The organism is Pseudomonas sp. 10-1B (genome assembly GCF_000935045.1).
Lineage (GTDB): Bacteria > Pseudomonadota > Gammaproteobacteria > Pseudomonadales > Pseudomonadaceae > Aquipseudomonas.
The window spans coordinates 100291-114278 of the sequence record NZ_JYKS01000036.1 but is presented as its reverse complement, the minus strand read 5'-3'; the positions used below and the strand labels follow the sequence as shown (position 1 = coordinate 114278).

The window sequence follows — 13988 nt, the reverse complement described above, 5'->3', positions numbered from 1 at the left end:
CGCTCCAGTTCAGTGGCGTGAGCCGTTCCCTGAGGCGGGCACTTATCATTGCCTTGTCGCGTTCTGCGAGGTGCTTGTCCAAATAGCCGATATTGGTCTGAAGGCGGTCGCGCAACTCGGCCTGCAAGGCGTGAAGGTCGGGGAACTCCTTGAGTGGCGTTGTGCTGTCCTCGGGGATATACAGTGCTACGGCCTGTTGCCCTGCGCTATGCAGATCAAGCAGTACGACACCGGTCAGCTCGGCCTCCCACAAGTCAAGCAAGCTGAAGGTTACCGCCGAGCTGGCCGATGGCGGCTGATCGAGTGGCGTGGTCAGGGCGGCGGTATACAGTGCCTCGCTGATATCGCCTTTGAGTCGAGCGAAATGCAACGACTGGCGGAATGCCGAGACCTCGGCTCGCCCCAAGGTTTCATAAACCTCCAGCGCTGCTTCATCGGCACTGAGGTGCGCGGTGGCGAGCGGGTAGTAAATGGCATGGAGCAGCGCATGGTATTTGCCGCCGATGTCCAGGGTGCGGCACAAGTCGGCAAAAGCTTCGGCACCAATTTCCACGTTATTGGTGATCGGCGTCGTGCCCATGAAGCGTCTGTGATCGAGGATGACCGATTTCTTGAGGATCGCCCCGGGCGCATCCATGCCATGCTCAGCAGCCGCGGCCTGGTCAAAGTTGTGCAGCGCGCAGTGCAGCAGCGAGCGGGTGGCCCGATCGATTGCCTGGCGGCCGTCGAACACGTTGCTGGTGTCGATCAGGCGGGCATCGACCAGGTAGGTGTTGCGTACGTCCAGGTCAAGCCCGAAGCGCTGCTTGATCGCAGCGGTCAACATTTCACTGGCGTAGGTTTGCAGAGCCGGCAGTTGCTCGAACAGCTTTTGCACCTGCGCCTGATGCTCACGGTGTCGGGCATGTTCATCCTGCCATGCCTTGGCAATCTCCGGGCGCCGCTGGATCGCTGCCGACAACCAGGCGGGCGGCTGTTGGTGATTACGCATCGTGCGGTGGGTTGCGGGCGGGGCAAGCTTGAGCCATGCGGGGATCTTGTGTTCGATGATGGCGTAATGCATGCCTGGGCGCGAATTGACTGGGTTTGGCATATCGGTGGCCTTGCTGGTTAGGGCAAGGGACTATCACCGGGGGTGCTGGCCTGTGTGAGGTAGCTATATCTATCGCAGCCCAGCCGACGTATCAGAGAGGACGGTGCTCTCAGCGCAATTCAGGTTTATGATGGCCCACGGCCGAATATATCCTCACACGGAGTGCGCGATGCAGACCCTCTACCCGCAGATCAAACCCTACGCCCGGCACGATCTGGCCGTGGAAGCGCCGCATGTGCTGTATGTCGACGAAAGCGGCTCGCCGGAAGGTCTGCCCGTGGTGTTCATCCACGGCGGCCCTGGCGCTGGTTGCGACGCCCAGAGCCGCTGCTACTTTGACCCCAATCTGTATCGCATCATCACCTTCGACCAGCGCGGCTGTGGCCGTTCCACGCCGCACGCGAGCCTGGACAACAACACCACCTGGCACCTGGTCGAGGACATGGAGCGTATCCGCGAGCACCTGGGTATCGACAAGTGGGTGCTGTTCGGCGGTTCGTGGGGCTCGACCCTGGCCCTGGCCTACGCCCAGACCCACCCCGAGCGCGTGCATGGGCTGATCCTGCGCGGCATCTTCCTGTGCCGCCCCCAGGAGATCCAGTGGTTCTACCAGGAGGGTGCCAGCCGCCTGTTCCCCGACTACTGGCAAGACTACATCGCGCCGATCCCGCCGGAAGAGCGCGGTGACCTGGTCGCGGCCTTCCACAAGCGCCTGACCGGCAACGACCAGATCGCCCAGATGCACGCGGCCAAAGCCTGGTCCACCTGGGAGGGCCGTACTGCTACCCTGCGCCCCAATCCGCTGGTGGTCGATCGCTTCTCCGAGCCGCAGCGGGCGTTGTCGATTGCCCGCATCGAATGCCACTACTTCATGAACAACGCTTTCCTCGAGCCTGACCAGTTGATCCGCGACCTGCCGAAAATCGCCCATTTGCCGGCGGTGATCGTGCACGGCCGCTACGATGTGATCTGCCCGCTGGACAACGCCTGGGCGTTGCACCAGGCCTGGCCAAACAGCGAATTGAAGGTGATCCGTGACGCTGGCCACGCGGCTTCCGAGCCTGGCATCACCGATGCCCTGGTGCGTGCTGCCGACCAGATGGCCCGGCGCCTGCTCGACCTGCCCCTGGAAGAAGCATGAGGGGCCTGCTGCAACGTGTGCGTGGCGCACGGGTCGAAGTGGCAGGGGAGGTGGTCGGCGCCATCGATCAGGGCCTGCTGGTGCTGGTGGCGGTCGAGCCCGAAGACTCCCGCGAACAGGCCGACAAGCTGTTGCACAAGCTGTTGAACTATCGTGTGTTCAGCGATGAACAGGGCAAGATGAACCTGTCGCTCAAGGATATCGGCGGTGGCTTGTTGCTAGTGTCGCAGTTCACTTTGGCGGCAGACACCCGCAATGGCCTGCGCCCGAGCTTCTCGACCGCAGCGCCACCAGCCCTTGGCGCCGAATTGTTCGACTATCTTCTACAGCAAGCGCAGGGCCAGCACGCCGACGTGGCAAGTGGGCAATTCGGCGCGGACATGCAGGTGCATCTGGTCAATGATGGCCCCGTGACATTTATCTTACAAATATGAGGTCAAAAACCCCTTGTTCATGGGAAAACAAGGGGTTTTGTACGATAAATAGTTGTTCCAGCCTGATGCGTTGTCACGCGACCTGCTGGATAATCGCGCGCTGCATGGACCTGCGTTCGCAGGTTCGTTTCACTCTGACTCGAGCATTGTCTGGATCCGTTTGGGGAATCATTACGCCCTCACGGGGTCCGAACAGTGCTCGCCAACCCGGCATTTGTCGCTGGCCGTTGGTTTCATGATCTGTTTTCGGCGAGGGTTGCTCGTGATTGTTAGTCCCCAAAAAGCATCAAGAATCCCCGGCATCCGGCTGCGCAAGGTCCTGATGGCCAGCGTGGCCCTGGTTGGCCTGATGAGCGCGGGCCAGCTGTGGGCATTCAATCTTGACGATGTTGCAGCCAAGGCAAAGGATCTGGCCGGCCAGAAATACGAAGCACCGAAAAGTAACCTGCCGGCGGTATTCCGCGACATGAAGTTCGCTGACTACCAGAAGATTCACTTCCTGCAGGAAAAGGCCGAGTGGGCCAAGGACAAGACCCCGTTCAAGCTGTCCTTCTATCACCAGGGCATGCACTTCGACACACCGGTGAAAATCAACGAAGTCACCGCGACCAAGGTCGAGGAAATCAAGTACGACCCGAGCCGCTTCGAGTTCGGTGACGTGCCGCACGACCCGGAAACCACCAAGAGCCTGGGCTACGCCGGTTTCCGCGTGCTTTACCCGATCAACAAGGCCGACAAGCAGGACGAAATCATGACCCTGCTTGGCGCCAGCTACTTCCGCGTAGTCGGGAAGGGCCATGTATACGGCCTGTCGGCCCGTGGCCTGGCCATCGACACCGCGCTGCCGTCGGGCGAGGAGTTCCCGCGCTTCACCGAGTTCTGGGTCGAGAAGCCCAAGCCGGCCGACAAGCACCTGGTGATCTACGCCCTGCTGGACTCGCCGCGCTCCACCGGCGCCTACAAGCTGATCCTGCGCCCGGGCAACGACACCGTGGTCGACGTGCAGTCGCGCGTGTTCCTGCGCGAGCAGGTCAGCCGCCTGGGCGTTGCGCCGCTTACCAGCATGTACCTGTTCGGCCCCAACCAGCCATCCAAGGTGCTGAACTACCGCCCGGCCCTGCATGACTCCGAAGGCCTGTCGATCCATGCTGGCAATGGCGAGTGGATCTGGCGCCCGCTGAACAACCCGAAACATCTGGCGGTGAGCAACTTCAGCGTCGAGAACCCGCGTGGTTTCGGCCTGATGCAGCGTCAGCGTGCCTTCAGCGACTACGAAGACCTCGACGACAACTACCAGAAGCGCCCAAGCGCCTGGATCGAGCCGAAGGGCGACTGGGGCAAAGGCACCGTCGATCTGGTCGAGATCCCGACCGCCGACGAGACCAACGACAACATCGTGGCTTTCTGGAGCCCGGAAAAGCTGCCTGAGCCAGGCAAGCCGTTCGAGTATGCCTACCGCCTGCACTTCACCATCGACGAACCGAAGTTCCAGGCCCCTGACCTGGGCTGGGTCAAGCAGACCCTGCGTTCCACCGGTGACGTCAAGCAGTCCAACCTGATCCGCCAGCCAGACGGCAGCGTGGCCTTCCTGGTCGACTTCGCCGGCCCGGCGCTGGCCGCCCTGCCGGAAGACACCGCTGTACGCAGCCAGATCAGCGTGGGCGATAACGCCGAGGTGGTCGAGAACAACCTGCGCTATAACCCAGAGACCAAGGGCTGGCGCCTGACTCTGCGGTTGAAGATCAAGGAAGCCAACAAATCGACCGAAATGCGTGCCGCGCTGGTGCGTGATGTGCCGGTCGAACCTGTCAAGCCTGCCCAGGACGCCAAGCAGGACAAGGCCGCAGCCAAGCAGGCCAAGGCCGAGAAAGCCGTCAAGGCTGAACAACCTGCCGCCGATGCGGCGCCCACCAACGGGACCCCGGCCACCACCGAGAAGGTGCTGACCGAGACCTGGAGCTATCAGTTGCCTGCCGATGAGTAACTCAAGCGCAAGGCCGGAATCGCTTGGCGAGTATCTGGCCCATCTACCACTGAGTGACGAGCAACGGGCGGAACTCGCCAGTTGCTCGTCGTTCAGCGAGCTGCATCAACGCCTGGCGGCCAACCCGGCCGCCAACGCTGGCGAAGCCGTGCAGGCTTCGGTGGGCTCGCGCCTGACCGTGGGCAGCGCTGCCGAGCTGGAGGATGCCGAAATGCTCGGCGTCGATGGCAGCGGCCGCCTGTGCCTGAAGATCGCCCCGCCGATCAAGCGCACCCGGGTGGTGCCCGAGCCATGGCGCACCAATGTGCTGATCCGCATGTGGCGGCGCATGACCGGCCGTACCAACGCGCCGCAGCCGCCCAAGCGCGAACTGCCGCCGGCACGCTGGCGCACGGTCGGTTCGATTCGTCGTTACATCCTGCTAACCCTGATGATCGGCCAGACCATCGTCGCCGGCTGGTACATGAAGGGTATCCTGCCGTACCAGGGCTGGTCGTTCGTCGACCTGGACGAGATCCTCGCCCAGTCGCTGTGGGAAACGGTCGTGCAGGTGTGGCCATACGCCTTGCAGACGTCCATCCTGATCCTCTTCGGTATTCTGTTCTGCTGGGTATCGGCGGGCTTCTGGACCGCGCTCATGGGCTTCCTCGAGCTTCTGACCGGGCGTGACAAATACAAGATTTCCGGCAGCAGCGCAGGCAACGAGCCGATCGCAGCCGAAGCTCGCACCGCACTGGTGATGCCGATCTGCAACGAAGACGTGCCGCGCGTGTTCGCCGGCCTGCGTGCGACGTTCGAGTCGGTAGCCGCCAGCGGCAACCTCGACCGCTTCGACTTCTTCGTGCTCAGCGACACCAACGACACCGACATCGCCGTGGCCGAGCAACAGGCCTGGCTGGACGTGTGCCGCGAAACCAAAGGCTTTGGCCGCATCTTCTACCGTCGCCGCCGGCGCCGGGTAAAGCGCAAGAGCGGCAACCTCGACGACTTCTGCCGTCGTTGGGGCGGCGATTACAAGTACATGGTCGTGCTCGATGCCGACAGCGTCATGAGCGGCGAATGCCTGAGCAGCCTGGTGCGCCTGATGGAGGCCAACCCGGACGCCGGCATCATCCAGACCGGGCCGAAAGCCTCGGGCATGGATACCCTGTATGCACGCATGCAGCAGTTCGCCACCCGCGTTTACGGCCCGCTGTTCACTGCCGGCCTGCACTTCTGGCAGCTGGGCGAGTCGCACTACTGGGGCCATAACGCGATCATCCGCATGAAACCGTTCATCGAGCACTGCGCCCTGGCGCCGTTGCCGGGCAAGGGCGCGTTCGCCGGGGCGATCCTCTCCCACGACTTCGTCGAAGCCGCGCTGATGCGCCGCGCCGGTTGGGGCGTGTGGATCGCCTACGACCTGCCGGGCAGCTACGAAGAACTGCCGCCGAACCTGCTCGACGAGCTCAAGCGTGACCGCCGCTGGTGCCATGGCAACCTGATGAACTTCCGCCTGTTCCTGGTCAAGGGCATGCACCCGGTACACCGTGCGGTGTTCCTCACCGGGGTGATGTCGTACCTGTCGGCGCCGTTGTGGTTCCTGTTCCTGGTGCTGTCGACCGCGTTGCTGGCAACCAACACGCTGATGGAGCCGCAATATTTCATCGAGCCGTACCAGCTTTACCCGCTGTGGCCGCAGTGGCACCCGGAGAAGGCCGTGGCGCTGTTCTCCACCACCATCGTGTTGCTGTTCCTGCCCAAGCTGCTCAGCGTCATCCTGATCTGGGCCAAGGGCGCTATCGAGTTTGGCGGGCGGGTCAAGGTCACCTTGTCGATGCTGATGGAGATGCTGTTCTCCATGTTGCTGGCGCCGGTGCGCATGATCTTCCACACCCGCTTCGTGCTGGCCGCGTTCCTCGGCTGGGCCGCGACCTGGAACTCGCCGCAGCGTGACGACGACTCCACGCCGTGGAGCGAAGCCGTGCGGCGCCATGGTCCGCAGACCCTGCTGGGCATTGCCTGGGCCGGGTTGGTGGCATGGCTGAACCCGAGCTTCCTGTGGTGGCTGGCGCCAATCGTCGGTTCGCTGGTGCTGTCGATCCCGGTTTCGGTGATCTCCAGCCGCACCCGCCTGGGCCTGGCGGCCAAGGACGAGAAGCTGTTCCTCATTCCCGAGGAATACGCCACCCCGCAAGAGCTGCTGGCCACCGACCAGTACACCCACGAGAATCGCTGGCATGCCCTGCACGACGGCTTCGTCCGGGCCGTGGTCGACCCGCGGCAGAACGCCCTGGCCTGCGCCATGGCCACTGCCCGCCATGGCCAGGCGGCGCCGATCGAGGCACTGCGTGCCGAGCGCGTGGCCAAGGCGATCGAGGTCGGCCCACAAGGGCTGGACCTCAATACCCGCCTGGCCCTGCTCAGCGACCCGGTGGCGCTGACCCGCCTGCACGAGCAGGTCTGGGCCGAGCACAATGCGGCCTGGATCGACGTATGGCGGGCCTCGATCAACAACGACCCGCATTCGCCGCTGTTGCCGTTGCATCCGGAGAACGAGGCCCAGCCTTCCCTGGTTGGTGCCTGACAGGGCCTATTCGCGGGCAAGCCCGCTCCTACAGCGATACGCGTATCCTTGTAGGAGCGGGCTTGCCCGCGAAGCTTTTCAGGGCCCATGCCGATTTTGGCCAACAAAGTCCCCCCCAGCTCTAGGTCCCCGGGCTGCCATGCGTTAGCATCCCTCTCCGATATGACGCATCGGCCAGTACGGCCGTGCCAACAATAAGATTCGCTACTTTTCTTGCTAGGGGACTTGGTGATGATGAAGAAATACCTTTCGCGACTGCTGGTCGGTGTCACCGCGCTGGTCGCGGTAGCCTCCGCCCAGGCGGGCGCCATCGATGACGCGGTCAAGCGCGGCACCCTGCGGGTGGGCATGGACCCAACCTACATGCCGTTCCAGATGACCAACAAGCGCGGCGAGATCATCGGTTTCGAAGTCGACATTCTCAAGGCCATGGCCAAGTCCATGGGCGTCAAGTTCGAGCCCGTCTCCACCGCCTATGACGGCATCATCCCGGCACTGCTGACCAACAAGTTCGACATGATCGGTAGCGGCATGACCCTGACCCAGGAACGGAACCTGCGTCTGAACTTCAGTGAACCCTTCATCGTGGTTGGCCAGACCCTGCTGATCCGCAAGGAACTGGCCGGCGAGATCAAATCGTACAAGGACCTGAACAACGACAAGTACCGCATTACCTCCAAGCTCGGCACCACCGGCGAAATGGTCTCCAAGAAGCTGCTCGCCAAGGCCAAGTACCACGGTTACGACAACGAGCAGGAAGCGGTGATGGACGTGGTCAATGGCAAGGCCGACGCCTTCGTCTATGACGCGCCGTACAACGTGGTGGCAGTGGAGAAGGCCGGCGCTGGCAAGCTGCTGTTCCTCGATGAACCCTTCACCTACGAGCCGCTGGCCTTCGGCCTGAAGAAAGGCGACTACGACAGCATCAACTTCATCAACAACTTCCTGCACCAGATCAAGCATGACGGGACCTACGATCGTATTCACGACAAGTGGTTCAAGAACAAGGACTGGCTGAAGGAAATGGAATAAGGCCCAGGCCACAAGCCCGGCTTTTGACCCCGACGCGCAGGCAAACCCTGCGCGTTCGCATTTACGGAAGTACCCCACGTGATCAAACACAAGAAAGCCATGTGGCCCTGGCATGGGCTGACCGCACTGGTCCTGGTGGGCCTGGCGTTCAGCCTGTACATGGCCACCTCGATGATTTCCTACGAGTGGCGCTGGAACCGCGTACCGCAGTACTTCGCCTACAAGGCCGAGGAAGCACAGCGTGCCGCCGGTTACGGCACCGTGCAGGAGATCGTCATCTCTGGCGATAACGCCCGCGTCACGCTGAAGGACGAGAACGGTGACGAGCAGGTGCTCGACGTGGCCAAGGACAGCCTGCAACTGAGCCGCGGCGACGATGTTGCCGAAGGCGACCAGGTTGGCGTTACCCGCCACTGGGCGGCCGGCCCGCTGGCCTGGGGCCTGTGGACCACCCTGTGGATTTCGGTGGTGTCCGGTGCCCTGGGCCTGGTCATCGGCCTATTCGCCGGCCTCTGCCGTTTGTCCAGCAACCCGACCTTGCGTGACCTGTCGACGGTGTATGTCGAATTGGTGCGCGGTACCCCGCTGTTGGTGCAGATCTTCATCTTCTACTTCTTCATCGGTACCGTGCTGAACCTGTCCCGCGAATTCGCCGGGGTGGCCGCACTGGCGCTGTTCACCGGTGCCTATGTGGCCGAAATCGTCCGTGCCGGCGTGCAGTCCATCGCCAAGGGCCAGAACGAGGCGGCCCGCTCGCTGGGCCTGAACGCCGGCCAGTCGATGCGCCACGTGATCCTGCCGCAGGCGTTCAAACGCGTGCTGCCGCCGTTGGCCGGCCAGTTCATCAGCCTGGTCAAGGACACCTCGCTGGTCTCGGTGATCGCGATCACCGAACTGACCAAGAGCGGCCGCGAGGCCATCACCACCTCGTTCTCGACTTTCGAGATCTGGTTCTGCGTGGCAGGCCTGTACCTGCTGATCAACCTGCCGCTGTCGCACCTGGCCAGCCGGCTCGAGCGGAGGCTTGCGCAAAGTGATTGAAGTCCGTGACCTGCTGAAAGTCTTCGACACCCGTGGCCATGTGGTTCGGGCTGTGGATAACGTCACTACCCAGGTAGCCAAGGGCGAAGTGGTGGTGGTGCTCGGCCCGTCGGGTTCGGGCAAGTCGACCTTCCTGCGCTGCCTCAACGGCCTGGAGCACTTCGACGAAGGCCATGTGGCCATCGATGGCCTGGAGCTGGCCAACCCGAAGACCGACATCAACGCCTATCGCCGCGAAGTCGGCATGGTGTTCCAGCATTTCAACCTGTTCCCGCACATGACCGTGCTGGAAAACCTGTGCCTGGCGCAGAAGGTGGTGCGCAAGCGCAGCAAAGCCGACCGCGAATCCAAGGCCCGGGCGTTGCTGGAGAAGGTCGGTATCGCGCAGAAGGCCAATGAATACCCGTCGCGTTTGTCCGGCGGCCAGCAGCAGCGGGTAGCGATCGCCCGGGCCCTGGCCATGGACCCGAAGGTGATGCTGTTCGACGAACCGACCTCGGCGCTGGACCCGGAAATGGTCGGTGAGGTGCTGGACGTGATGAAGACCCTGGCCCAGGAAGGCATGACCATGGTCTGCGTCACCCACGAAATGGGCTTTGCCCGCGAAGTGGCGGACCGCGTGTTGTTCTTCGACCATGGCAAGCTGCTGGAAGATTCGGCACCGGCCGAGTTCTTCGCTGCGCCGAAGGACCCGCGCGCCCAGGCCTTCCTGCGCCAGGTGCTTTAAGCGCACCGTCCTCTTCGCGGGCACGCCCGCTCCCACAGGTCTTGCACAGGTCTTGAAGGCTGTGCGGTACCTGTGGGAGCGGGCGAGCCCGCGAAGAGGACGACTCGGTCTCAGATGTTGAACCGCCCCACCATCCCGCGCAACTGCTGCCCCAACTGCTCCAACTCCCCACTCGAAGCCGCCGTCTGCTCACTGGCCGCACTGGTCTGATCCGACACATCCCGCACATTCAGCACACTTCGGTTGATCTGCTCGGCTACCACGCTTTGCTCTTCGCTGGCCGTGGCGATCTGCTGGTTCATGCCCTGGATGCTCGACACCGTGTCGGTAATCTGGCCCAGTGCCTGTCCGGCCCTGCGGCTCAACTCCACGCTCTGCTCGGTCAGGTTCTTGCTGCTGTCCAGCAAGCGGGTCACCTCATCCGTGCCGTTGTGCAGGCTGTCGATCAGTTGGCCAATCTCTTCGGTCGCCGTGGAGGTGCGCTGGGCCAAACCGCGTACCTCATCGGCGACCACGGCAAAGCCACGCCCGGCCTCGCCGGCCCGTGCCGCTTCGATCGCCGCGTTCAGGGCCAGCAGGTTGGTCTGTTCGGACACCGACTTGATCACATCGAGGATGCTGCCAATCCGCTGGCTCTCGCCCGCCAGGTGTTGCATGGCTGCCAGGCAATGGTCCATCTGCCCGGCCAGTTGTTCGATGCGGCCGATGGCTTCGGCTACCACCTGGTCGCCCACCTGCGCCTGCTGGTCGGCGTTGGTCGCTGCCAGCGAGGCCTGTTCGGCGTTCTGCGCCACTTCCTGGACGGTGGCGCTCATCTGGTTCATGGCAGTGGCGACCTGGTCGGTTTCTTCACGTTGCTGGTTGATGCGCAGTTTGGTGTCCTCGCTGCTGGCAGCCAGTTGCGTAGCGGCCTGTGACAGTTGGCCGACGCCCTGGTCGATGCCGCCGATCAGTTCGCGCAGGCTCAAGGTCATTTCGCGCATGCTGGTCTGCAACTGGCCCATCTCGTCGCGGCGCTGCACCGCGTCGACCTGGCTCAGGTCACCCTTGGCAATGCGCGCGGCCACGGCCAGCGTCTGGCGCAGGGGCTGGGTGATCTGCAAGGTGATCAGCCAGCCGGCCAACACACCCACCGCCAGCGCCAGCAGCGCCACGCTGGTCAGCAGCGAGCGGGCGGCCAGGGCTTCGTGGTCACGTTGTTCGACCTTGCGTTTACTCAGCTCAAGGCTTAACGCGCGCAACTCGTTGCCCATTTTTTCCATGTCGTTCTGCAGCTGCTCGACGCGCACGGCGGCGTGCCGGTACTGGTCCAGGCTGGCGCGATACTTGGCCAGTTCGACTCCAGGCTGCTCGCTGACGGCGCGCGGCAGGCCCAGCTGCGCAAGGCCTTTGAGCAGTTGCCCAAGGCTACTCTGCGCCGCGTCCAGGGCACTGTCACCGACCTTGGCAAAGTCCTCGATGGGGGTGAAGGTATAGGCTGGCACCAGGCTCTGCTGATTGGCACCATCGACATGCCGGCTGAGCGTGTCCATCAGGCCCAGCACAGCACTTTGCTGGCTGTCGGCAGGCATCTTCAGCAGTGCCTGGGTCTGTAGTTCGTCGATCACGTCGTCGAGTTTCTGCTCCTGTGCCTGCATGGCCTCACGCAGGGCCACACGGCTGGCGACGCTGCGTTGCAGTTCGTTGAAGTCGTCGCGCAGGCGCTGCAGCAAAGCCAGTTTTTCAGTCAGCATCTGCCGTGACTCATCGACGTTGCTACGTTGCTGCAGCGTGGTCAGCATGTTGTTGAGCTGCTCGAGGATGTTGGCGATGCGCGATTTGCTGGTGTCATCGCCGAGCACGCGGTAGGTGATGCGTTCTGCGCGCAAGTCCTTGGTCAGGTCGTTGATCAGGCCTATTTCGCTGAGTTGCTGCGAGCGCATGATGGCGCCATCCAGCGCGCGCCAGCCGCTGATGGTGGTGGTCAGGGTAAGCAGCAGGACCACGGCGAAGCCGAGGGCCAGCTTGGCAGCGACACTGATGTTGCCGAGCTTGCGGTTGAGGTAGCCGAGCATGGGGAGTCTCCGTGCGATTGAGGGGGGATGCAGGCGTATTGCCGGCATCACACCTCTGCCAATCGGCAGCGGAGCTGTAGGACTTGACCTGATAATCAGGTAGGAAATTTCACTGGTAATTGTATGAAAAATTACCTGGCGGTGGGGTCTCTGTGGGAGCGGCCTTGTGTCGCGAAAGGGCCGCAAAGCGGCCCCGGCAATATATGCGGCGGAGCTGAAATCCTGGGCCGCTGCGCGCCCCATCGCGACACAAGGCCGCTCCCACAAAAGTGGCGTCAGTCCCGTTCGATCAAAGCCTGAATCGCCCCACCAACCCCTGCAGGTGGGTGCCCAGCCGTGCCAGCTCCATGCTCGAACTGGCCGTCTCTTCACTGGCCGCCGAGGTCTGATCAGAAATATCCCGCACATTCATCACGCTGCGGTTGATCTCCTCGGCCACCGCAGTCTGTTCCTCTGCCGCCGTGGCGATCTGTTGGTTCATCGCCTGGATCGACGACACGGTGCGGGTGATGGTCTCCAGCGAGCTGCCGGCGCGGCGGGTCAGCTCGACGCTGCTGTCGGTCAGCTGGCGGCTGTTGTCCATCACGCTGGCCACGCGCTGGGTGCCGCTTTGCAGGCCGGCAATCAACTCTTCGATCTCTTCGGTCGACTGCTGGGTGCGCTGGGCCAGGCTGCGCACTTCGTCGGCCACCACGGCAAAGCCACGGCCAGCCTCACCGGCACGCGCGGCTTCGATGGCAGCGTTGAGGGCCAGCAGGTTGGTCTGCTGGGCCACCGACTTGATCACGTCGAGCACGCTGCCGATCTTGTCGCTCTCGGCCTTGAGCTGGTTCATCGCCTCGCTGGAGTTGATCACTTCGCCGGCCAGGCGCTCGATCTGCGTTACCGCTTCACCCACCACCCGGTCACCTTCGCGGGCTTGCTGGTCGGCCATCAACGCGGCTTCCGAGGCCTGTTCGGCATTGCGCGCCACGTCATGCACGGTAGCGGTCATCTGGTTTATGGCGGTCGCCACCTGGTCGGTCTCGACCTTCTGGTTGTTGACCCCGGCGCTGGTCTGTTCGGTCACCGCCGACAGTTCCTCGGCAGCACTGGCGATCTGCGTGACCCCATCGCCGATGCCGCCGATCAGTTCGCGCAGGCCTTGGGTCATGCGCTGCATGCTGGCTTGCAACTGGCCCAGTTCGTCGCGGCGTTGCACTTGCAGGTCTTGGGTCAGGTCGCCACTGGCCACACGCTCGGCGGCGTGCAAGGTCTGGCGCAGCGGGATGATGATCTGCCGGGTGATGGCCCAGGCTGCCAGCAGGCCCAAGGCCAAGGCCAGCAGCGTGGCCACGCCGAGCAGTGTCTTGGCCTGGCTGGCGCCAGCGTCACGTACCGCGGTTTGCGAGGTGGTCATGGCCTGGCTGGTCTGCAGCAGCACTGTGCCCTGGTCGGCCATACGCCGCAGCGCCTGCTCTGTGGCGACTGGATCAGCCGCGCTTTGCTTGAGGTCGGCGAACGCTTGCCGGTATTGCTTGACCGCTGCTAGTTGCTGTTGCAGGCGCTGTTGATCGGCGGGTTTTTCAATCTGCCCAAGCATGAGCTGGACTTGGCGCTCCAGATCGTTCAGAGCCTTTTCCAGCTCTGCAACAGCCGCACTGTCGCGATTACGTTCATAGTGCTGGCGGGCAATGCGCAAGTCTTGGGTGTACTGCTGGATGACCGAGATATTACCCAGCTTGTCGCCACGGTCGATGATGCTGTCCATGCCCAGCCAGCCGGTCAGGGTGGTGACTAGGGTCAACAGCAGCACCAGGCCGAAGCCCAACCCCAATTTGCGATTGACGCTCACATTGCCCAACGATTGGGCGAACCATTGATACATGTACGACTCCCCGGCGACTTGGCAGCACCAATAATTGTTGTGTTGCCAA

At 63.0% G+C, this 13988-nt stretch carries 10 protein-coding genes and 1 pseudogene; 7 read left to right on the top strand and 4 right to left on the bottom strand.

Annotation, left to right across the window (positions count from 1 at the left end; translation table 11 throughout):
• The coding region (locus TZ03_RS20160; protein WP_051099935.1) for a dermonecrotic toxin domain-containing protein at positions 1–1093 on the bottom strand (1093 nt) is incomplete at its 3' end.
• 169 nt (positions 1094–1262) lie between these two features.
• Between TZ03_RS20160 and pip the strand changes: the two genes are divergently transcribed.
• From pip to TZ03_RS20125, 7 genes are all read left to right on the top strand, one after another.
• Positions 1263–2234 (top strand): prolyl aminopeptidase, encoded by a 972-nt coding sequence (pip, locus tag TZ03_RS20155; RefSeq protein ID WP_051099934.1) that lies wholly within the window; start codon positions 1263–1265, stop codon positions 2232–2234.
• The gene (dtd, locus tag TZ03_RS20150; RefSeq protein WP_051099933.1) at positions 2231–2668 is read left to right on the top strand and encodes a D-aminoacyl-tRNA deacylase; all 438 of its coding nucleotides are present in this window, start codon (positions 2231–2233) and stop codon (positions 2666–2668) included. Before pip ends, dtd begins: the two co-directional genes overlap by 4 nt.
• Before the next feature lie 262 nt (positions 2669–2930).
• Positions 2931–4652 carry a glucan biosynthesis protein G gene (locus TZ03_RS20145; RefSeq protein ID WP_201775726.1) on the top strand — a complete coding sequence of 574 codons (1722 nt, stop codon included), beginning with the start codon at positions 2931–2933 and terminating at the stop codon, positions 4650–4652.
• Complete coding sequence (mdoH, locus tag TZ03_RS20140) at positions 4645–7218, top strand: glucans biosynthesis glucosyltransferase MdoH (protein WP_051099931.1); 2574 nt, start codon at positions 4645–4647, stop codon at positions 7216–7218. The genes TZ03_RS20145 and mdoH overlap by 8 nt, the downstream gene beginning before the upstream one ends.
• A gap of 234 nt (positions 7219–7452) precedes the next feature.
• Positions 7453–8250: a transporter substrate-binding domain-containing protein gene (locus tag TZ03_RS20135; RefSeq protein ID WP_051099941.1), complete on the top strand. Its 798-nt coding sequence runs from the start codon at positions 7453–7455 to the stop codon at positions 8248–8250.
• Positions 8251–8349: 99 nt separating this feature from the next.
• Positions 8350–9291: an amino acid ABC transporter permease gene (locus TZ03_RS20130; RefSeq protein ID WP_414860317.1), complete on the top strand. Its 942-nt coding sequence runs from the start codon at positions 8350–8352 to the stop codon at positions 9289–9291.
• Positions 9284–10018 (top strand): amino acid ABC transporter ATP-binding protein, encoded by a 735-nt coding sequence (locus tag TZ03_RS20125; protein WP_051099940.1) that lies wholly within the window; start codon positions 9284–9286, stop codon positions 10016–10018. The genes TZ03_RS20130 and TZ03_RS20125 overlap by 8 nt, the downstream gene beginning before the upstream one ends.
• Positions 10019–10128: 110 nt before the next feature.
• Here the strand turns inward: TZ03_RS20125 and TZ03_RS32045 are convergent, their stop codons facing one another.
• The 3 genes and pseudogenes from TZ03_RS32045 to TZ03_RS20115 all read right to left on the bottom strand — a co-directional run bounded on the left by TZ03_RS32045 (position 10129) and on the right by TZ03_RS20115 (position 13939).
• The gene (locus TZ03_RS32045) at positions 10129–10833 is read right to left on the bottom strand and encodes a methyl-accepting chemotaxis protein (RefSeq protein ID WP_414860316.1); all 705 of its coding nucleotides are present in this window, start codon (positions 10831–10833) and stop codon (positions 10129–10131) included.
• 198 nt (positions 10834–11031) lie between these two features.
• A pseudogene (locus TZ03_RS32040) lies at positions 11032–11940 on the bottom strand (methyl-accepting chemotaxis protein); the annotation flags it as partial.
• Between the two features lie 421 nt (positions 11941–12361).
• On the bottom strand, positions 12362–13939 hold the full coding sequence (locus tag TZ03_RS20115) for a methyl-accepting chemotaxis protein (RefSeq protein ID WP_051099928.1): 1578 nt from the start codon (positions 13937–13939) through the stop codon (positions 12362–12364).
• Positions 13940–13988 lie beyond the last annotated feature (49 nt).